General features: G+C 67.4%; 19 protein-coding genes and 1 pseudogene. 10 read left to right on the plus strand and 10 right to left on the minus strand.

Translation table 11 applies throughout. From position 1 onward, the window contains the following. Positions 1-56 precede the first annotated feature (56 nt). Positions 57-1,247: a pentapeptide repeat-containing protein gene (locus F1643_RS13830; RefSeq protein WP_194913766.1), complete on the plus strand. Its 1,191-nt coding sequence runs from the start codon at positions 57-59 to the stop codon at positions 1,245-1,247. A gap of 15 nt (positions 1,248-1,262) precedes the next feature. Here F1643_RS13830 and F1643_RS13835 read toward each other — a convergent pair whose 3' ends face one another. The 5 genes from F1643_RS13835 to F1643_RS13855 form a co-directional block, all read right to left on the minus strand. Beyond that, entirely contained in the window at positions 1,263-4,067 is a 2,805-nt protein-coding gene (locus F1643_RS13835; RefSeq protein ID WP_194913768.1) for an EAL domain-containing protein, read from the minus strand. Continuing rightward, on the minus strand, positions 4,067-4,573 hold the full coding sequence (locus tag F1643_RS13840) for a hypothetical protein (protein WP_149222605.1): 507 nt from the start codon (positions 4,571-4,573) through the stop codon (positions 4,067-4,069). The genes F1643_RS13835 and F1643_RS13840 overlap by 1 nt, the downstream gene beginning before the upstream one ends. A 132-nt stretch (positions 4,574-4,705) precedes the next feature. After that, positions 4,706-6,469 carry a methyl-accepting chemotaxis protein gene (locus F1643_RS13845; protein ID WP_255542778.1) on the minus strand — a complete coding sequence of 588 codons (1,764 nt, stop codon included), beginning with the start codon at positions 6,467-6,469 and terminating at the stop codon, positions 4,706-4,708. A gap of 201 nt (positions 6,470-6,670) precedes the next feature. Then, entirely contained in the window at positions 6,671-7,582 is a 912-nt protein-coding gene (gene prs, locus F1643_RS13850) for a ribose-phosphate diphosphokinase (protein ID WP_194913769.1), read from the minus strand. Positions 7,583-7,693: 111 nt separating this feature from the next. Then, on the minus strand, positions 7,694-8,221 hold the full coding sequence (locus tag F1643_RS13855; protein ID WP_194913770.1) for a hypothetical protein: 528 nt from the start codon (positions 8,219-8,221) through the stop codon (positions 7,694-7,696). A 156-nt stretch (positions 8,222-8,377) separates the two neighbouring features. On the opposite strand from F1643_RS13855, the gene corA reads away from it, so the two are divergent. Both corA and F1643_RS13865 read left to right on the plus strand, forming a co-directional pair. After that, on the plus strand, positions 8,378-9,379 hold the full coding sequence (gene corA, locus F1643_RS13860) for a magnesium/cobalt transporter CorA (RefSeq protein WP_194913771.1): 1,002 nt from the start codon (positions 8,378-8,380) through the stop codon (positions 9,377-9,379). Positions 9,380-9,435: 56 nt separating this feature from the next. After that, positions 9,436-9,849 carry a hypothetical protein gene (locus tag F1643_RS13865; RefSeq protein ID WP_194913773.1) on the plus strand — a complete coding sequence of 138 codons (414 nt, stop codon included), beginning with the start codon at positions 9,436-9,438 and terminating at the stop codon, positions 9,847-9,849. Positions 9,850-9,888: 39 nt separating this feature from the next. On the opposite strand, the gene F1643_RS13870 is transcribed toward F1643_RS13865, so the two are convergent. From F1643_RS13870 to F1643_RS13885, 4 genes are all read right to left on the minus strand, one after another. Further along, complete coding sequence (locus F1643_RS13870; protein ID WP_370540596.1) at positions 9,889-10,782, minus strand: LysM peptidoglycan-binding domain-containing protein; 894 nt, start codon at positions 10,780-10,782, stop codon at positions 9,889-9,891. A gap of 378 nt (positions 10,783-11,160) precedes the next feature. Next, positions 11,161-12,054 (minus strand): cytochrome c, encoded by an 894-nt coding sequence (locus F1643_RS13875; RefSeq protein WP_194913777.1) that lies wholly within the window; start codon positions 12,052-12,054, stop codon positions 11,161-11,163. Positions 12,055-12,057: 3 nt separating this feature from the next. Beyond that, positions 12,058-12,258: a cytochrome c gene (locus tag F1643_RS13880; RefSeq protein WP_194913780.1), complete on the minus strand. Its 201-nt coding sequence runs from the start codon at positions 12,256-12,258 to the stop codon at positions 12,058-12,060. Next, positions 12,255-12,542 carry a cytochrome c gene (locus tag F1643_RS13885; RefSeq protein WP_194913782.1) on the minus strand — a complete coding sequence of 96 codons (288 nt, stop codon included), beginning with the start codon at positions 12,540-12,542 and terminating at the stop codon, positions 12,255-12,257. Before F1643_RS13885 ends, F1643_RS13880 begins: the two co-directional genes overlap by 4 nt. A gap of 143 nt (positions 12,543-12,685) precedes the next feature. On the opposite strand from F1643_RS13885, the gene F1643_RS13890 reads away from it, so the two are divergent. From F1643_RS13890 to F1643_RS13920, 7 genes and pseudogenes are all read left to right on the plus strand, one after another. Next, positions 12,686-13,324, plus strand: a complete 639-nt coding sequence (locus F1643_RS13890) for a TIGR00730 family Rossman fold protein (RefSeq protein WP_194913783.1) — start codon at positions 12,686-12,688, stop codon at positions 13,322-13,324. A 78-nt stretch (positions 13,325-13,402) separates the two neighbouring features. Then, entirely contained in the window at positions 13,403-14,908 is a 1,506-nt protein-coding gene (locus F1643_RS13895; RefSeq protein ID WP_194913784.1) for a replicative DNA helicase, read from the plus strand. Between the two features lie 5 nt (positions 14,909-14,913). Further along, the gene (gene alr, locus F1643_RS13900) at positions 14,914-16,032 is read left to right on the plus strand and encodes an alanine racemase (protein WP_370540597.1); all 1,119 of its coding nucleotides are present in this window, start codon (positions 14,914-14,916) and stop codon (positions 16,030-16,032) included. Between the two features lie 130 nt (positions 16,033-16,162). Continuing rightward, a pseudogene (locus tag F1643_RS13905) lies at positions 16,163-16,940 on the plus strand (MlaE family ABC transporter permease). A gap of 25 nt (positions 16,941-16,965) precedes the next feature. Then, a complete protein-coding gene (locus F1643_RS13910) occupies positions 16,966-17,742 on the plus strand; it encodes an ABC transporter ATP-binding protein (protein ID WP_194913786.1) in 777 nt (258 codons plus the stop codon). A 74-nt stretch (positions 17,743-17,816) separates the two neighbouring features. Then, entirely contained in the window at positions 17,817-18,497 is a 681-nt protein-coding gene (gene nth, locus F1643_RS13915) for an endonuclease III (protein ID WP_370540598.1), read from the plus strand. Positions 18,498-18,581: 84 nt separating this feature from the next. Next, positions 18,582-18,812, plus strand: coding sequence for a DUF1178 family protein (locus F1643_RS13920; protein ID WP_194913787.1), 231 nt, complete (start codon positions 18,582-18,584; stop codon positions 18,810-18,812). Between the two features lie 13 nt (positions 18,813-18,825). On the opposite strand, the gene F1643_RS13925 is transcribed toward F1643_RS13920, so the two are convergent. Beyond that, a partial coding sequence (locus F1643_RS13925; protein ID WP_194913788.1) for a peptidoglycan-binding protein occupies positions 18,826-19,492 on the minus strand: 667 nt, incomplete at its 5' end.

Raw genomic sequence — 19,492 nt, forward strand, 5'->3', positions numbered from 1 at the left:
TGTCAAGCTTTTCCTGAACAAATTTTCCTCGCACCTAGAACAGCAAAGCCGAACGAATGATCGAAGACCTAACCGCTGCCGTTGCTTATGTTGCAAAGAACAAAGACGCATTCACCGTAGCATTGGGCATTCTGGGACTTGTCGGAATATTGTTTTCATGGCGGTCATCGAATGCTGCGAAGCGTTCGTCCGACGCAGCATTAGAGCAGGCGCGTATTGCCAATGACGGGAAGATAACGGACCGGCTTGCAAAAGCAGTCGAACAACTGGGAAGCGAAAAACTACAAGTCCGGCTGGGTGCCATCTACGCGCTGGAACGCGTCGCCCTGGACAGCCCGCGCGACCATGGAACAGTCTTCGAACATTTGGCGGATTTTGTGCGGGAGCATTCCAAAATAAAGCACAAACCCGGTGCCACCTTCATTGACGAAGACCGTTCGCCGGCCAAGGACGATTCGAGCCGAAGGGATGTCTCACTCATACTTAAGGTCATAGGACGCCGGAATCGCAAGAACGATAAAAATATTCTTATAGATCTCTCCAATTGCGACCTTAAGAAGCTTCGCCTTTCCCGCGGAGATTACTCGTTCGTCAATTTTTTCGGATCTGATCTCAGCGGCACCACCTTTCATGAATGCAAGGTGCAGTACGTTAATTTTATCAAAGCAAAACTCCATAATGTCTCCTTCATCGGAGCTGACCTGTATCAGGCTAATTTCCATAACGCTGATCTTCAGGAAGTGGACTTCAGCCAAAGCATCATGGCCCGTTGCAAATTCATAAAGGCGCGAATCATAGACTGTAATTTCCTGAATACCGATCTGACTGGGTGCACCCTGCTCGCCGACGAGTTAAGGGGGAACAAATTCCGAGGAACGAAGTTTTCGCATTCTGAAATAAGCGGATTCGACTTCGCATCGAATATACTCGAAATGGTTCGTATGAACCATGCCTCCCTCAAGGATTGCAACGCACAGGAAGCAAAGCTTCACGATATCGATCTGTCTGATGCCGTCATCACCAGAGGAAATTGGGAAGGCGCCAAACTTTATAGAATGCAAGCCCAATGCGCGAAATTCATGGCAGTCAATCTAAATAAAGCGAAGATGAGCAATTCAAACCTTTCCAATGCCACATTCAAGGAATGCAAAATGTATCAAGCCAATCTTACTGCGGCACACAAGGATAATGCCATCTTTGATAGCAGTGACAGCGAGCATCATGTGAATAAATATAAAGTCAAATAAGGCTCCGGTCACCCCTCATCCCGCCGGCACTGCTACGTTCGCACCCTGCCTGGCCAGCAGCCGTTCCACCTCTTCGGCCGGGACGGGGCGGCTGAACAGGAAGCCCTGGTAGCTTTCGCAGGCCAAGTCGCGCAGAAGCTGCAACTGCTCCTGCGTCTCCACCCCCTCGGCGATGACCGACAGGCCCAGGCTGCGGCCCAGCCCGACGATGGCGCGGGGGACGGAGGCGTCGCTGGCGCCGGTCGACAGGTCGTGGATGAAGGAGCGGTCGATCTTCAGCTTGTCGATCGGCAAACGGTGCAAATAGCTGAGGCTGGAATAGCCGGTGCCGAAATCGTCCAGCGCGATCAGAACGCCGCGCTGCTTCAACGCCCCCAGCGTCGCCGCCGCCGATTCCACGTCGTCGATCAGGGTGCTTTCGGTCACCTCGACCTCCAGCTCCGGCCCGCTCAGGCCGTTGGCGTCCAGCGCACGGGCCACCTTGGCCGGCAGTTGGCCGTCGCGGAACTGGGCGCCGGAAACGTTGACCGCCACCGGGATCGACAGGTCGAGGCGCGAGCGCCAGCGCCGGATCTGGGCGCAGGCCTCGAACAGCACCCAGTCGCCCATCGCCAGCACAAGCCCGGTCTCCTCCGCCACCGGCAGGAAGCGGCCGGGCAGGATCAGCCCCTCCTCAGGGTGGCGCCAGCGGATCAGCGCCTCCAGCCCGACGATGCGGCCGGTCAGGGTATCGACCTGCGGCTGATAGACCAGGAACAGCTGCCCCTCGCGGATGGCGTCGCGCAGGCTTCCTTCCAAATCCATGCGCTCGCGCGATCTGGCGCCCATCTCCTTGGTGACGAAGCGGAAGCCGTTCCGACCCTGCTCCTTGGCGTGATACATGGCGATGTCGGCGCAGCGGATCAGCCCTTCCGGGTCGTCGGCGTCGTCGGGATACAGGCTGATGCCGATGCTGGGCGTCACCACGAAATTCTGGCCGCCGACGGTGAAGGGGCTGGCAAGATGCGCCACCACCTTTTCCGCCACGCGCGCCGCATCCTCCGGTTCGGTCACGCGGCGCAGCACGATCAGGAACTCGTCGCCGCCCAACCGCCCGACCGTGTCGGATTCGCGCAATCCCGACTGCAGCCGCCGGGCCACCGACCGCAGCACCTCGTCGCCGAAGCTGTGGCCCAGGCTGTCGTTGATCACCTTGAAGCGGTCGAGGTCGATGAACAGCACTGCCACCTTGCTGCCCTCGCGCCGCGCCTCGCGCAGGGCCTGGGCGATGCGGTCGAACAGCAGGACGCGGTTGGGCAGGCCGGTCAGCGCGTCGAAATGCGCCAGATACTGGATGTGCTGCTCCGCCCGGCGCTTCTCGCCGATGTCCTCGGCGAAGGCCAGGACGAATTTCAGCTCTTCCGACAGGATGACGGGCTGGAAATGCAGGCTGAAATGGCTGCGCCGCCCGCCCAGCACCAGCGGCTGGTCGGATTCCAGCTTGCCGCTTTCCCCCTGCAGCGCCGCCTCCAGCGCGAAGACGGAGGCCTGGTCGCCGAAGCGCAGCCGCAGGTCGGTTCCCAGCAGTTCCTCCCGCACCAGCCCCGCGGCCGCGGCGAAGGCCGGGTTGCAGTCGGTCAGGAGGCCGTTCGTGCCGACCAGCGCGATCCCCAGCGGCGCTTGGGTGAACAATTGCTGCCGTTCCGCCTCCTGCAGGCGGAGCGAGGCCGTCATCTCCCCCGCCAGTTCGACCGCACGGGAATGGGTCGCCAGCATCATGCGCAGAATCAGCGACAGCGCGATGCTCAGCGCGATCCCGCCGGCAAGCAGCGCCCCCGGCACCCATTCATGGGCGGTCAGAACCCCGTCGGGCAGGCTGTCGTAGCGCACGGTCCAGACCCGGCCGCCGACCTGCAGTTCCCGCATCACGCTGATGGCGGGCGTGGTTTCCAGCGGACGCCGGCTGCGGTAGAGCGGGAATTCCGCCTGAGCCGGCGGCACGTCGTAGATCTCGATGCCGGTGTCCGGCTGCTTTTCGTCGACCAGCCCGTCCACCAGCGGACCGATCCGCACCGGGACCAGCACCACGCCGGTGAATGAGGCCTGCCGCGCTTCCAGCGACGGCGGCAACGGATCGCCGCGATAGGTCGCCTGATAAAGGATGAAGGCAGGCTTCGCCCCCGCCGCCTCGTCGATCTTCAGCGTGATCGCGCGGGTGGCGGCCGGCTCGCCGCTGTCGCGCGCCCGCTCGATGGTGGAGCGCCGCGTCGCTTCCGACATCATGTCGAAGCCGATCGCCCGCACATTCGCCTCGTCGACCGGGGCGGTGAAGATGTTGACCACACGCTCCGCCCCCGCACTCTCGGGCCAGATGCGGAAATCCGTCAGGCCGGCCGCCCGCATCGCCGCCACCAGTTCGCCGGAACGGGTGGCAGGCACGGCGCGGGCATAGGCGACGGAAATGATGCCGGGATAGCGCCGCGGCATGTCCAGCGCCTCGACGAAGCGGTTCCACTGCGTCCAATGCAGGTCGGGGAAGGTCATCACCAGCGACGCGCCACTGCGGGCGACCTGCTGGTAAACCTGCAGCCGGTCGGCCAGCTGGCCATGAATCTCCTCGGCCCGCGTGGCGAAGCGGTGCTCCTCCTCGCGGGTCAGCAGGCGGTCGGATTGGAGCATCGCCAGCACGGACAGGCCGCAACCGGCAATCAAAGCCAGAACGGGCATGATGGCCGGCAATGGCAGATTGCGCAGGAAGCGACGGAAGGAGGGTTCCGGGCGGGAGGCCGGCGGGCGGTCCGCAAGTTGATCGACTGCGGGATCGGCTGCCGGTTCCGCCATCAGAACTCCTCTAGGATCTTGGGACTGGTCAGCAGCAGCGTTTCGATCATGCCCAGGATCTGCTCGATCTTGCTGCGGGTCGCATCGAGTTCGTCGGCGGTCTTGTCGTCGATGCCCGCTTCCATCAGCATCGTGTCGAAGGTGTGCAGGGTTTCGTTGAAGGCCTTCTGCTCCGCCACCAGCACGTCGAAGGCGCCCAGCGAGGACGTCAGCGCCAGCGGCGGATCGCTGACGAAGGAATGGCTGATGTCGGTGAAGATGGCGATGGCGCTCAGCTTCTGCCGGAGAACCCATTGCGGGAAATTCGGCGGCAGCTCCTTCCCGGCAGCCTCCAGCCTTTCCTGAATCGAAAAGATCAGCCCCTGGATGTCCAGATAGGCCGCGCGGATTTCGCGGAAGCGCGGAAAGGTCTTCGGCTTTCCCGCGGCGCGCAGCCGGCCCAGGGCGGCGATGTCTTCCGTCAGCTTCCGGGACATCCGAAGCACGACGTCCGTCACCTTCGACATCACACCTCCCCGCTCAACGGCCCGCCCTCGTGCATCCTTGCCGGGCCGCCCTTGCTCGCCCCGCCTATGTCGGCCAGCCTACACCAGATCCTGCCCCGATCGTTAGTGTTACCGGCCGGTCGGAAGCCGCCTTCAGAAGCCGACCGCGGCGGCCGGAGTCGGGCCGTTCTCCAGCCCGGCCTTGTCGAGCGTGTCGAGCAGGTCGATGACGTCCTTGGACGCACGCTCGACCTCCGCCACCTCGGCAAGCGCATGGTCGATGTCGCCGGCCACGAAGGCGCGGGCGGCCGCCTTGCCGTGGTCGTGAACCTTCCGGTGCGGGGCCTCCAGCCGGACGAAGGCGGAATGGGCGCGATAGGCCATCGAGGACGGGCCGTAATACCATTTGCCCAGTCGGCAGGCCTCGTGGCTCGCCAATTCCTCCGGACGCAGTGTCTCCAGCCCGACCAGCATGTCGGCCAGCCGCTTCTTCCAGATGACGTGGTCGACCTTGGCGATCTTCACGATCTTGCCGGGGATGTCCTGCTCCATCAGCTGGGTCAGCTGGGTGCCCAGCAGGGTCTCCACGCCGCGCGTCGCCTGGACGCTGCGCAGGATGGCGGCGCTGTTGGACGCGCTGCTTTCGGCGATGCGCGCGGTTCCGGAGGCCACCTGATTGGCGGCGGCGGACTGCTGGGTCAGGATGCTGGCGATGTCGGACATGCGCTGTTCGGTGCGGCCGATATGGTCGCCGATGTCGGCCATGCGTTCACTGACCTCGCGGATCGCCTGCTGGCCGGCGGCGACGGCGCGGGTGCCGTCCTCCATCGACGCGACGATGGCGCCCATTTCCGCCTTCAGCGCGTCGATGCGCAGGCGGATGTCCTCCGTCGCGCGGGCGGTCTGGTTGGACAGGTTCTTCACTTCGCTCGCCACCACGGCGAAGCCCTTGCCGGCCTCCCCCGCCCGCGCCGCCTCGATGGTCGCGTTCAGGGCGAGAAGGTTGGTCTGCTTGGCGATCGCCTCGATGGTCGAGACGATCTCCGCGATGCGTTCGGAGGCGACCGACAACTCGCCCACCCGCGTCGCCGCCCCTTCGACCGCCGTGGCGATCTGTTCCATGCGGGCGACCGCCTGCTGAACGGTGTGGCCGCCGTCGGCGGTCACCGACCGCGCCTGTCCGGCGAGCGCCGCGACGTCGCGGCTGCGTGCCCAGATCTCCTGGATGCCGGTCACCGTCTCCTCGGTCGCGGCGGCGATGCCCTGGGATTCGTGGTCGACCGCGCGCAGTTGCCCGACCATCTGGGCGTTGGCGACCGCCGCGTCGTTGATGGCCATCGCCACATCGATGGTGCGGTCCATCAAGGTCGCGGCGAAGCCGCCCGGCGACCGCCCGCTTTCGGCACCACCGGCGGTACCGGCAGCCGACAGGCCATAGCCCGCCAGGGTCCGGTCCATGTCGAACGACACCGCGCGGGCAACCGCCGCCACCGCCCGCCGCGCCGTGGCCGGGCGCCAGCGAAGCGCGCCCTGCACCAGGGCCAGCAGGTCGCTCAACACAACGCCATAGGCGCCGATGTACCAGGACGGTTCCAGCCCGATGCGCAGATGCGCCTCCCCGGCCGCCCGGCAGCGGGCCTCGTGCGCCGGCGAACCGGCCTCCTGGAACATCAGGCGCCAGTGATCGGCCTGCTGCCGCTTCAGCCGGGGCAGGTCGCCGTGGGCGTCCAGCAGCGTCCGGGTCTCCGGCCAGCGCGACAGGTGGGCGTAGAAGCGCTCGGACAGGTCCGGCAGGCTACGGTCGATCAGCCGGCCCATGCTCGCCAGCAGGCCTCGTTCCTCCGCCTCAAGCCCGAAGAAGCCCGCATCCGCACCCGGAACCCGCCCAACAGCCGCCATCTCGCCCATCCACGCCATTGATGCTGCTCATGCACGATCAGCGCATAGCCGCGACTAAATTGGCGACATTTATATTACAATTATCGCAAATAGCAACCCAGGGCGGCTCCTTACAGACCGAAGGATCGGCAAAGGGCTGCGCATAATGGTCGCAGCTCTATTCCCACCGGGCATCTTTGCAACACCGGAACGTCTAGAGAGGCCGCATTCCGGGAGAGATTATTTGTCCACAAATGACTTAACGGCTTCTGCGATCAGGCCGCTGAGGGACAAAGCGTTGGACGGGTGCGGCACGCCATCGCAGGACAGCGGGCGGCCGAGCCCTTCCGCCGCGAAGCGTCCGGCGACGGTGTCGTTGAACAGGGCATGGACGCCGTACACCCGCACCGTGTCGGCCCCCAATACCCGCGCCGCCCGCGCACAGGAGAAGATCGTCTCGCCGGAGCTGATGACGTCGTCGACGATCACCACCGGGCGGCCATGGATCGGCGCATCGGGCGGCAGCGCCACCGTGACGTCGCGGTCGCCGCGCCGTTCCTTGCGCCCGACCACCCCGGTCAGGCCGAGCGGACCGGCCACCGCCTCCACCAGCGGGGCGGACTCCTCGTCGGGGCCGACGATCACCGTGCCGGGCGCCACGCCGGCGGCGCGCAGATGGTCGGCGATCGGCGCGGCCCCGCTCAGCGCGATGGAGGGGCGGCCGACGAACACCTCGTCCAGCGTGTGGGTGCGGTGCAGGTGCGGCTCGACGCAGACGAACCGGTCGAAGCAGCGGCCGAGCCACTCCCCGACCACCGCCTGGCTGACCGGCTCGCCCGGCCTGAAGACGGCGTCCTGGCGCATGTAGGCCATGTAGGGCGCCACCAGGCAGAGGTCGGTCGCCCCCTGGCGCCGCAGCACGGAGGAGGCGAGCGTCAGTTCCACCAGCTTGTCGTTCGGACGGTCGAGCGAGCGGTAGACGATGGCGCGCTCGACCGGTTCGGGCAGGCGGACGAGGCTCTCGCCATCGGGAAAGCGGTGCAGCTCGGCGATGTGGCAGGGAATGTCCAGCGCCTGGGCCAGCCGGCGCGCCGCGTCCGCCGACTCCGGGAACCCGTAGACGGCCGTGTAGTTGCCCGTGTTGGGGGGCATGCCCCGTCTCCCTCTACCACCTTGGATGCCGGCAAGCTTGGCGCAGGCGGCATGGCCGGGTCAATGATGGCAAAAGGCGGACGCTGCGGCCACCTGCCCCGTCTTGTCGGACTATGCCCCTGCGCCGTCCTTTCCTTCCCGTCCCTTGCTGGCCTCCGCCTCGTCGGCTTCGGACACGGCGGGATCGACATGGATGCTTTCCGCCTTGCGCGCCAGCCATTGGAAGGCGCCCAGCCCGACCACCAGCAGCGTGACCACCCCCAGCAGCATCACCGGATAGACGATGGCGGAGATCTCGCTGGTGCGCGCCTCGAACACCAGGACGAGGCCCTCCAGGCTGGCGGCGATGATGATGGTGGTCAGGAACTTGGTCAGGGTGCGGCGGGCCTCGTCGGCTCGGCGCAGTTCGCGTTCGCGGACGATCTCCTCCTCGTAGAGGTATTTGGCGATCTCGAAGACGGCGATGGCCAGCACGATCATCCCGACCCCTTCCAGCATCGCCGAGGTCAGCGCGTGGCTGTCCAGCGCCACCATCCCCTCCGCGACGGTCAGGGCGGACAGGCCGATGAACAGCAGGGAGAACAGGCTGAGCGTCACCGCCGCCAGCAGATACATCCCGCGCGCTGCCGATTGGAACATCGTGCTTCCCCTTCCCGATCCGAAACTGGTCCTTGGCAGTGACAACGCGCGGGACGCCCGGTCCGCCCGGCCCGGCGCCATCGGAGTCGTCGACGCTGCCGGAGAACCTCTTTAGAGTGCCGCCACTCCGCCGCCCGCAGTCCGGTTTTCCGAACCATGACCTTGCCGCCCTCGCCCGTTCCCACCCACAACCCCGTCATGGCCAGCGCCGCCTATTGCGACGGCCGGCGCATCGCCGACGTGCCGGTCGCGGAGGCGGGATCCTGGGCCGCGAAGGACGGCCATTTCGTCTGGATCGGCCTGTGGGAACCGGACGAGGCGCTGCTGATGGAGGTGAAGCGCCAGTTCGGCCTGCACGAGCTGGCGGTGGAGGACGCCCTGCACGCCCACCAGCGCCCGAAGGTGGAGGTCTATGGCGACAGCCTGTTCATGGTCCTGCGCACCGCCCGGCTGGAACAGGGAGAACTGGTGCTGGGGGAGACCCATGTCTTCGCCGGGCGCGGCTATGTCGTAACCGTGCGCCACGGCGCATCGAGCAGCTATTCGCCGGTGCGCGCGCGGGCCGAAAGCGCACCGCATCTGCTGAAGCATGGGGAGGACTTCGTCGTCTACACCGTGATGGACTATGTGGTGGACTGCTATGCTCCCGTCCTCGACCAGATGGCGGCGATGGTGGAGGAGCTGGACGCCCAGCTGATCGCCCGCCCGCCCGGCACGGCGGAGATCGAGCGCATCCACCAGCTGCGGCGCGACCTGGAGCGGCTGCGCCGCAACGCCTCGCCCCTGCTGGAGGTCTGTTCGCGGCTGGATCGCTTCGACCTGCCGATGATCGACCCGGCGATCCGCCCCTATTACCGCGACGTGCAGGACCATGTGATCCGCGTCAACGAACAGATCGGGTCGCTGCGCGAGGTGCTGTCCTTCGCGTTCGAAACCAGTATGATCCTGGCCGCCGCGCGGCAGAACGACGTGACGCGCAAGCTGGCCGCCTGGGCCGCCATCCTCGCCGTGCCGACGGCCATCGCCGGCCTGTACGGCATGAACTTCGAGCATATGCCGGAGCTTCACTGGCGGTACGGCTACCCGGCGGTGCTCGCCGTGATCGCCGCCGTCTGCGCCGGCCTGTACATCCGCTTCCGGCGGACGGGCTGGCTTTGACGCTGCCGCGGCGGGGTGACTTCCCGGCCAAGCTGCCCTTTAGGGATATTCGGACCATGAGCGACGCAAAGAACACGCTGCACGCCCTGCTGGACGCCTATCTGCGCTGCCCGGTGGACGCCGCGCGGAGCGAGCTGGAACAGGCGCTCCGCAGCTATCAGACCGACTGGATCCGCGCCCATGCCGGGGCCGACGCCCCGCCTCTGCCGGCGAAAGGGGCGGAGGCACCCGCGACCGCCAGGAAGGCGATCGTGCCCAAGCCGCGCTTTCCCATCGCGTCGGCCGACCTGGAGGTGCTGAAGCGGCTTGCCGACGGCTGGCCCGGCACCACGGCCGAGGTGGCGCGCTGGGCCTGGTTCGAGAATCGCGAACTGGTGGCGCTGGAAACCAATCCGGCCGGCGAGGGTCCGGAAATGCTGCGCCTGACCCCGCTGGGCTGGGCCGCCATCGGCCGCCTGCCGCCGGACTGAACCGGCGGTCCCCGGTCGGTTCGCCAATCAGTTCACAGATCAGTTCACCTGCGGCAGCGAGAAGATCTGGCCGGGATAGATCAGGTCCGGGTCGCGGATCTGCTCGCGGTTGGCGGTGTAGATGGTGGTGTAGAGCATGCCGTCGCCATAGGTGCGGCGGGCCAGCCGCCACAGGCTGTTGCCGGGCTGGACGACGATGCTGCGCCCGTCCGTGGCCCCGGCGGGCATGGCGGAGACCTGGACCGGCAGTTCGGCCCGCGCCACCACCTTGCCGGACTGGGTGATCTGATCGGCGCGCAGGGTGTAGACGCCGGGATCGATCAGTTTCTCGGGGATCAGGCGCCAGCCGCCCTTGGGATCGCTGTGGGCGCGGCCGACCAGGATGTTGTCGAGATAGAGCTGCACCGCGCTGTTGGGCGCCGCCCGCCCGCCCAGCGCCACGCGGCCGGCAGGATCATAGTCCATCGTCTCCACCGACACGCCGCCCGGCGGCGGCGGCGCCCCGTTGGCGGGAACCGGGGGAGCCTGCAGAACCGAGCTGCCGCCCATGGATGCCGGCGCGCCGGCCAGCCCGTCGCGCGGAACCGCCACGGCCACCGCCGTGACCTGTGACGCCGAATCGGTCTTAGAAGCCTGGGTTGGGGCGGCCTGATCGGCAGGCTCGGCCGCCGGGTCGGGCACCATCACCACGACCACCTTGTCGGCGGGCACCGGCGTGTCGGACCCGGGACGGGCCTCCGTCAGGTTCAATTCGCGCGTGCCGGGGGCCAGCGGCTTGTCGGGCAGCATAACCCATTCGCCGCGCTGGTCGGCCTTGGCGGTGGCGACCGGCGTGCCGCCGTCGGTGACCGTCACCTGCGATCCCGGCGCCGCGCGGCCGGCCATCACCGTCGCCCCATCGGGCGCCACCCGCACCACGTCGAAGCTGGGCACTGCGGGTGCTGCGGATGCTGCGGGAGCCGGTGCCGCCGCAGCATCCGCGGGTGCCGCCGGCCGGGTCGTCGCCGGCGAGGCGGTGGCAGGAGCAGCGGGAGCAGCGGGAGCCGACGCCGTCGAAATTGGTGCCTGCACAGGGGTTCCGGCCGGCCACAGGGCGACCGCCGCCGCCCCACCCGTCAGAGCCACGCCCAAAGCTGCGAACAACGCGTTTCGTTTCACTGAGCACCCATCCGGCGGCCCGCCACCACGGCAGGATGGGCAACTATAGCAGAAGGACAGGTGCCAAAAGAATGGCGCCGTTGGAGCATTTCCATCGGCCAATCGGCATCGATTGCTCCATAAGATCACGATTCGGCCGAGACTCGGGGGGAGTCAGTCCTTCGCCGGCACCGTCCTCAGATAGGCGGCGATGGCGGCGCGGTCGTCTGCCGTCAGTTTGGAGGTGCTGTTGCGCACCACCTCGCCCATCGCGCCGCCGACGACGTCGCCTTCCGGAGTCAATCCGGTCTCCAGCAGCAGGGTCAGGTCGCCGTCGGACCAGTCGCCGATCCCCTTGCTCTCGGCGCCGGTGATCCCCGGCACCTTGTCGCCGTCAGGGCCGTCCGGGTTGCCGGCCAGATAGCGGTCGGCGTCCATGCCGCCCATCAGGGTGCGCGGGCTGTGGCATTCGCCGCAATGGCCGAGCGCATCGACCAGATAGCGCCCGCGGTTCCAGGCGGGCGGCTTTGCCGGATCGTCGGGCACCGGGCCGGGGGTCAGATACATCCACTGCCAGACCGGCAGAAGGAAGCGCCAGGAGAAGGGCGGCGTCAGGTCGTGCGGCTTGTTCGGAGCCGCCACCGCCGGCTGGCTGAACAGATAGGCCTTCAGGTCCAGCAGGTCGCGGTCGGTCATCCGCGTGTAGCTGGCATAGGGAAAGGCGGGGAACAGTGCGGCGCCATCGGGCCGCACGCCCTCGCGGAAGGCGCGGATGAAGTCGGCATCGCTCCAGCGGCCGATGCCGGTCTCCGGATCCGGCGTGATGTTGGGGGTGTGGAAGGTGCCGAAGGGGGTCGCCAACGCCCGCCCGCCGGCCAGCGGCGCCCCGCCCGCCTTCTCGTTGCTGTGGCAGCCGAGGCAGCCCGCGGCATGGAAGATGTAGGCGCCGCGGGTCACCGAATCGCCGGCGGCCGCGTCACCCACTGACGCCCCGTCCGCGGCCAGCGCACCGCCGCCCGCGACGGCGAGCGGCACCAGAATCGCAGCGGCTGTCGGGACGCGCTGCATCGGTCAGTTCTTCTTGACGCGGAAATCCTCGTGGCAGCTTCCGCAGGCCTTGGAGGTCGCGCCCAGCGCCTGGGCGATCTGGGTGCGGTCGCCGCTCTTCACCGCGGCGTCCAGCCTCTCGGCCACCGGCTGCAGTCCGCTCCAGTAGCGCTGCGCCTCCGCCCAGTTCTTCCACAGCTCCGGCTTGGCGGCGCTGTCGGTCACCCCACCGCGGTGCCTTCGGGGAAGATCGCCTTCGGGTCGACCTTCGAGACCGCCAGCACGGCCTCCGCTCCCTTGGCCGCATCCTCCAGGGTGGCGCCCTCGTTCTTCACATACTTGCCGACGGCGCCCATCCCGCCGCCGAGCTTCTTCATCGTCTGCTGCCGGTCCTTCACCTGCTCGGCCGGATCGGCGGCGCCGGCGTTGCCCGCCGACATGCCGAACAGCGCGAACATCAGACCGGCGACGGATGCCGCCGCAAGGACATTGACGACGCGGTTGCTCATGTGGTCCCTCCCGGTAATGCCCTGGTTTAACGGTGCTTGTGCCGCAGTTGACGCGCCGCCCTCTCCCGATATTCCATGGCTTTCACCGGATTGTTTACGCCACGCCCCGGGTGGGCGGTGGTGGCGAGAAAGGTTGACCCGCGATGAAGAGCCTGTCGTCCGTCTGCGTCTATTGCGGTGCATCCAGCCGCGTCGCCGATGTCTACAAGGAAGCCGCCCATGCGTTGGGCGACGGGCTGGCCCGCCGCGGCATCCGCATGGTGTATGGCGGCGGCCGGGTCGGGCTGATGGGGATCGCCGCCGACGCCGCGATCGCCGCCGGGGGCGAAGTGGTCGGCATCATCCCCGAACACATCCAGTCGGCGGAGATCGAGCATACCGGCCTGACCGAGCTGCATGTCGTCGACAGCATGCACACCCGCAAGCGCATGATGGTGGAGCGCTCCGACGCCTTCATCGTCCTGCCGGGCGGACTCGGCACGCTGGACGAAGCCTTCGAGATCCTGACCTGGAAGCAGCTTCAACTGCACGACAAGCCGATCGTCATCGCCGACGTCGACGGCTACTGGCGCCCCCTGCTCGGCCTGATCGACCACATGGTCGCCCAGGGCTTCGCCCGCATCGACCGCGCCGCCCTCTACAGCGTCGCCGACCACGTCGATGCGGTGTTCGAGGCGTTGGAGGTGGCGCCCGCCCCCGCCCATCCGGCCCCAGCCGAAGAAGCTCTGAGCCGGCATCAGCCCTTCCCGCGGTTATCCCCAGACTTCCCAGCTTGTGGATAACTTCTGTGCACAGCTTTTGTGGAGGGTTCCCCACCCTTCGCAGAGCGTTCCCGTTCTGTTTCTGCTATTGTGTCCTTCATGAGCAACCAGACCTCATCGCTGTTCGATCCCCGCCCCTCCGCCGCGGTCAAGCCGACGGCCGAGTACCGCACGCCCCCAAACAACGAGGAGGCGGAGCAGGCGCTGCTGGGCGCGATCCTGGTCAACAACAAGGCCTATGAGAAGGTCGGCGAGTTCCTGCGGCCGGAGCATTTCTACGACCCGGCCCACCAGCGCATCTTCGCCGCCATCACCAAGATGATCGACCGCGGCCAGATCGCGAACCCGGTCACCCTGAAATCCCTGTTCGACAACGATCCCGAACTGGCGGTGGAAGGCGGCAGCGCCTATCTGGCGGAGCTGGCGGCCAACGTCGTCACCGTGGTCAACGCCGGCGATTACGGCAAGACCATCCACGACCTGTTCATCCGCCGGCAGCTGATCGAGGTCGGCACCGACATGGTGAACGAGGCGTATCGCCACGACCTCGACATCACCGCGCTGGACCAGATCGGCGAGGCGGAGAAGCAGCTGTTCGACCTCGCCTCGACCGGCGACGTGCAGGGTGGCTTCGTCGCCTTCGGCGAGTCGGTCAAGCACGCCATCACGACCGCGGAGGCGGCCTTCCGCCGCTCCAGCCACGTCACCGGCGTCACCACCGGCCTGATCGACATCGACCGCAAGCTGGGCGGCCTGCATCCGTCGGATCTGATCATCCTCGCCGGCCGCCCGTCGATGGGCAAGACGGCGCTCGCCACCAACATCGCCTTCAACGCCGCCAAGGCGCACATGCGCTCCTCCGGCCAGGAAGGCGGCGTGGTCGGCTTCTTCTCGCTGGAAATGTCGGCGGAACAGCTGGCCACCCGTATCCTCGCCGACGAGGTGCAGGTGCCCGGCGACAAGATCCGCCGCGGCGAAATCCGCGACACCGACTTCCCGAAATTCGTCCAGGCCAGCCAGGATCTGGCGCGCTGCCCCTTCTATGTCGACGACACGCCGGCCCTGTCGGTCGCCGCGGTGCGCACGCGCTGCCGCCGGCTGAAGCGCACGTCGGGCCTGAGCATGGTGGTGGTCGATTACCTCCAGCTGCTGCGCGGCTCGTCGTCGCGCGGGTCGGAGAACCGGGTGCAGGAAATCTCGGAGATCACCCGCGGCCTGAAGGCCATCGCCAAGGAACTGGACGTGCCGGTGGTGGCACTGTCGCAGCTGAGCCGCGCGGTGGAGCTTCGCGAGGACAAGCGTCCGCAGTTGGCCGACCTTCGCGAATCGGGCTCGATCGAGCAGGACGCCGACGTGGTGATGTTCGTCTTCCGCGAACAGTATTATCTTGAGCGCGCCGAGCCCTCGCGCCGGCCCGACGAGAGCGACGACAAGTTCAACGACCGTTACCAGCGCTGGCAGCAGCGCCTGGGCGAGGTGCACAACACCGCCGAGGTGATCATCGCCAAGCAGCGTCACGGTCCGATCGGCACCGTCCGTCTCTACTTCGACGGCCAGTTCACCAAGTTCGGCGACCTCGACCAGCACCACCAAAGCGACGAGTGACCAAAGTGACGAGCGACCTGAACCCGCGCGCCGGCGCCATCCTCACCGTGGATCTCGGCGCCGTCGTCGCCAACTGGATGCAACTGCGCGACCGCGTCGCCCCGGCGGAATGCTCCGCCGTGGTCAAGGCCGATGCCTATGGGCTGGGGGTGGCGCGCGTCGTGCCGGCACTGGCCGCCGCCGGCTGCCGCACTTTCGTCGTCGCCCAGTTCGAGGAGGCGCTGGCCGTCCGCCGCGCGCTGGAGCCGGTCGCTCCGGAAGCACAGGTGTTTTCGCTGGGCGGCCTGCCGATGGGGTGCGAGGGGGAATTCATCGCCAACCGCATCCTGCCGGTTCTGAACCATCTGGGGGAGATCGCGGCGTGGCAGGCCTTCGCCCAGTCGCGGGGGGAGGCTCTGCCGGCGGTGATCCACATCGACACCGGCATGAACCGCCTGGGCCTCGGCCCCGACGAGCTGGATACCCTTGCGGCGGAGCCGGATCGGCTGGCGGGCATCGACGTCCGCTATTGGATGACCCATCTCGCCTGCGCCGACGAGTTCGACAGCCCGATGACCGGGGAGCAGCTCGGCCGCTTCCGCGCGGCGCTGGCCCGGCTGCCGAAGGCCAAGGCGAGCTTCGCCAATTCGTCCGGTATCTTCCACGGCACGGACCATCATTTCGACCTCGCCCGGCCGGGCTGCGCGCTCTACGGCGTCAACCCGACTCCGCATCTGCCCAATCCGATGCTGGGCACCGTGCGTCTGGACGCCCGTCTGCTGCAGGTCCGCAACTGCGCGGTGCCGATGACGGTCGGCTATGGTGCGGCCCACAAGGTCACCGGCCCGGCGCGGATCGCGACCATCGGCGTCGGCTATGCCGACGGCTATCTGCGCTCTCTCGGCGGCAAGGGGCACATCTTCGTCGACGGCGTCGCCGCCCCCATCGTCGGCCGCATCTCCATGGATCTCATCACCATCGACGTCACCGGCCTGCCGGAGTCGGTGGCCCAAGCCGGCCGCATGGTCGAGCTGATCGGGCCGAACCGCCCGGTCGATCAGGTCGCGGCGGAGGGCGGCACCATCGGCTACGAGATCCTGACCTCGCTCGGCCGGCGCTATCACCGGGTTTATTTCGGCGGGTGATCCCGTATCCACTCTCCGCGCGACAACCAACTCGCCCCTCCATTGCAAAGTCCAAGGATGACCGCGGGGTCCATCGGTGCTATGACCGCAGCGCCCAAATGAGTCTCAAACCAAGGATGCGGGCCGACTGATGGGTTTCCTCGCCGCCACCGGCCGGGCCTTCCTGATCTTCCTGGAAGCGACCGGACGCCTTGCCCTGTTCACCGGGTCCGCCCTGTCGCACTGCGTGCGCCCGCCGCTCTATCCGCGGCAGATCCTGCGGCAGATGATCGACATCGGCTATTATTCGCTGCCGGTGGTCGGGCTGACAGCGCTGTTCACCGGCATGGTGCTGGCCCTGCAGAGCTACAGCGGCTTCTCCCGCTTCCAGGCCGAGGGCGCCATCGCCACGGTGGTGGTGCTGTCGATCACGCGCGAGCTCGGGCCGGTTCTGGCCGGCCTGATGGTCGCCGGCCGCATCGGCGCCGCCATGGCGGCGGAGATCGGCACCATGCGGGTCACCGAACAGATCGACGGCCCTGTCGACCCTGTCGACCCAATCCGTACAAGTATCTGGTGGCCCCGCGGCTGATCGCCGGCCTGACCATGGTGCCGCTGCTGGTGGTGGTGGCCGACATCATCGGCGTGTTCGGCGGCTTCCTGGTGGGCGTCTACCGGCTGGACTTCAACGCCGCCAGCTACATCAACCGCACCTGGGAATTCCTGGAACGCTGGACGTCATCTCCGGCCTGGTGAAGGCGGCGATCTTCGGCTTCCTGATCGCGCTGATGGGCTGCTACCACGGTTACCACTCCAAGGGCGGCGCCCAGGGCGTGGGTGCTGCGACCACCAACGCGGTGGTGTCGGCCTCCATCATGATCCTGGTGTGGAACTACCTCATCACCGGCATCTTCTTCTCGACGAAGTGAGCGCCATTTTAGGAGGACCGGGCCCATGACCACTGTCCCGAAGATCGCGCTCAAGGGCGTCACCAAGCATTTCGGCCCGAAGAAGGTCCTGAACGGCATCGACCTGGAGGTGTCTAAGGGCGAGTCGCTGGTGGTCATCGGCGGATCGGGAACCGGCAAGTCGGTGATGCTGAAGAGCATCCTCGGCCTGCTGACGCCGGATTCCGGCTCGATCCAGGTCGATGGCGTCGAGACGACCCGCCTGCGCTCGCGCGAGCGGGAGAAGATGCTGCACAAGTTCGGCATGCTGTTCCAGGGCGCCGCCCTGTTCGACAGCCTGCCGGTCTGGGAAAACGTCGCCTTCGGCCTGATCCAGGGCGCCCATATGCCGCGTGCCCAGGCCAAGGAGATCGCCGTCGCCAAGCTGGGCGCCGTCGGCCTCACCCCCGACGTGGCGGAACTGTCGCCCGCCGAACTGTCGGGCGGCATGCAGAAGCGCGTCGGCCTTGCCCGCGCCATCGCCGATGAACCGGAAATCATCTTCTTCGACGAGCCGACGACCGGCCTCGACCCGATCATGGCCGACGTCATCAACGAGTTGATCGTGCAGTGCGTGAAGGACCTCGGCGCCACCGCGGTCACCATCACCCACGACATGGCGTCGGCCCGCAAGATCGCCGACCGCGTCGCCATGATCTATCAGGGCCGCATCATCTGGACCGGCCACGCCCGCGACATCGACAATTCGGGCAACGCCTATGTCGACCAGTTCGTCCATGGCCGGGCGGACGGACCGATCAAGATGCAGATCAAGGCGCTCTAGAGGAACAATTGCGGGGACTTGCCGGTTGTCGAACGGGGTGCCGTTGCAGCCCGTTCCCCGGAGGTGGTCTCCCCGTGAGTTTGCAGTCCGCGACCTCCCAGGCCTTCGATATCGACGAAGCCTTCCGCCGCCTGCGGATCGCGGTCGCCCCCTATCCCAAGGCGGCGATGTTCGACCTGCGCGACCGCGGCTATGCAACCCCTTTCCAGCAGCTGGTCGCCAGCCTGATTTCCGCCCGCACGCGGGACGAAACGAGTCTGACGGTCGCCGAACGGCTGTTCGCCGTCGCAGACACTCCGGCCGCCATGGCCGCCCTGCCGGAGGAGCGGCTGGTGGAGCTTCTGCACGGTGCCACCTTCCCGGAACCCAAGGCGCGCGACATCCGCGACCTCTCCCGTCGCATCGTCGAGGAGCATGGCGGCGAAGTGCCGGACACGCCCGACGCGCTGATGCGCTTCCACGGGGTCGGGCCGAAGATCGCGGCGCTGACGCTGGCGGTCGGTTTCGACATCCCGGCGCTGGCGGTCGACATCCATGTCCACCGCATCACCAACCGTTGGGGCTATGTGTCGGCGCGCACGCCGGAAAAGACGATGGCGGCGCTGCTGGCCGTGCTCCCCAAGCGCTATTGGGTAGAGATCAACGAGCGGCTGGTCCCCTTCGGCAAATGGATCTGCTCCGGCGACCGGCCGCGCTGCTCCACCTGCCCGCTCTTGTCGATGTGCGCCCGCGTCGGCGTCACGGAGTCGCGTTGAAGCCCGGCGATTGATGCAGATCCTGGCGGGGTGCCGAGCGCTTGGCTAAAAAGCGGTCGAGATTCCGCTTTTCGAGGCTTTGCGATGATCGTCTACGCCCTGCGCTGCGCCTGCGGCCATGATTTCGACCAGTGGTTCGACAACATGGCCGATTACGACGCCAAGAAGGCCGCCGGCATACCCTGCCCGTCCTGCGGCGGCACGGAGGTCGCCAAGGCCATCATGGCCCCGCGCGTGGCCAAGTCCCAGCCGGCACCGGCCCCCGCCTGCGCACCCGGCGGCTGTGGCGGTGGCGGCTGTCCGATGATGATGTGAGGGAGGGCGGTGCTCAGCGCCGCCGTGCCTCCGCCGTCAGCCGCGGCTCGATGGTCAGTTCTTCCCGGCGGCGCGGGCTGCCGAAGCTCGGCTCGACTCGCGACTCGCGCGGCCGGTCGTCGCCGGCTGGCGCCCGGCTGAGCGGATCGACGCCCCGCCCGCTGCGCCACCAGGCAAAGCCGACTCCGCCCAGCGTCACCGCAAGCAGCCCGGCGACACCGGCGCGCGCGGCGTTCGACTGCCACACCGACGTGCCGCCGTCGACCGCCACCGGAACCGGCTTGCCATCCGGGGTGGTCGCCGACACCGCCCCGCGCGGAGCCGCCTGCGGAGCAGGTCCTTCGGACGCGCCGGCCGGCGGACGCTGAGCACTCTGAGATGCTGCACTGGATGTGACCGGACCGGAAACCGCCGCCGGCGCCGAGGGGCGCGGAGCCGCGGCCGGAGCGCTGTGGCCGGTGGAAGAGGAGGTCGACGATGGACTGGACGGTGCCGACACCGGCGCGCCGCCGAACTGGGCCATGCCGCCGACGCTCTCGCTGCCGGACTCGACCCGGCCGGTGGGAGCGGCGCGCGGCGCCACCTCCTTGTCCTGACGGGTCTGGCCGACCTGGCTCTTGGACAGGCTGCCCATGGTGGGGGCGGCCTTCTTCTCGCGCTCGCCCATCATCTTGTTGATG

Source organism: Azospirillum sp. INR13 (genome assembly GCF_015390205.1).
In the GTDB taxonomy this organism is placed as follows: domain Bacteria; phylum Pseudomonadota; class Alphaproteobacteria; order Azospirillales; family Azospirillaceae; genus Azospirillum.

Excerpts from the sequence above, each read along its gene's own strand:
- F1643_RS13890 (WP_194913783.1), top strand. The coding sequence starts at position 12,686 with ATGAAGAGCCTGTCGTCCGTCTGCGTCTATTGCGGTGCATCCAGCCGC.
- F1643_RS13910 (WP_194913786.1), top strand. The coding sequence starts at position 16,966 with ATGACCACTGTCCCGAAGATCGCGCTCAAGGGCGTCACCAAGCATTTC.
- F1643_RS13920 (WP_194913787.1), top strand. The coding sequence starts at position 18,582 with ATGATCGTCTACGCCCTGCGCTGCGCCTGCGGCCATGATTTCGACCAG.
- F1643_RS13855 (WP_194913770.1), bottom strand. The coding sequence starts at position 8,221 with ATGTTCCAATCGGCAGCGCGCGGGATGTATCTGCTGGCGGCGGTGACG.
- F1643_RS13875 (WP_194913777.1), bottom strand. The coding sequence starts at position 12,054 with ATGCAGCGCGTCCCGACAGCCGCTGCGATTCTGGTGCCGCTCGCCGTC.
- prs (WP_194913769.1), bottom strand. The coding sequence starts at position 7,582 with ATGCCCCCCAACACGGGCAACTACACGGCCGTCTACGGGTTCCCGGAG.
- F1643_RS13885 (WP_194913782.1), bottom strand. The coding sequence starts at position 12,542 with ATGAGCAACCGCGTCGTCAATGTCCTTGCGGCGGCATCCGTCGCCGGT.
- F1643_RS13845 (WP_255542778.1), bottom strand. The coding sequence starts at position 6,469 with ATGGCGTGGATGGGCGAGATGGCGGCTGTTGGGCGGGTTCCGGGTGCG.
- F1643_RS13865 (WP_194913773.1), top strand. The coding sequence starts at position 9,436 with ATGAGCGACGCAAAGAACACGCTGCACGCCCTGCTGGACGCCTATCTG.
- F1643_RS13835 (WP_194913768.1), bottom strand. The coding sequence starts at position 4,067 with ATGGCGGAACCGGCAGCCGATCCCGCAGTCGATCAACTTGCGGACCGC.
- F1643_RS13840 (WP_149222605.1), bottom strand. The coding sequence starts at position 4,573 with ATGTCGAAGGTGACGGACGTCGTGCTTCGGATGTCCCGGAAGCTGACG.
- F1643_RS13830 (WP_194913766.1), top strand. The coding sequence starts at position 57 with ATGATCGAAGACCTAACCGCTGCCGTTGCTTATGTTGCAAAGAACAAA.
- corA (WP_194913771.1), top strand. The coding sequence starts at position 8,378 with ATGACCTTGCCGCCCTCGCCCGTTCCCACCCACAACCCCGTCATGGCC.
- F1643_RS13895 (WP_194913784.1), top strand. The coding sequence starts at position 13,403 with ATGAGCAACCAGACCTCATCGCTGTTCGATCCCCGCCCCTCCGCCGCG.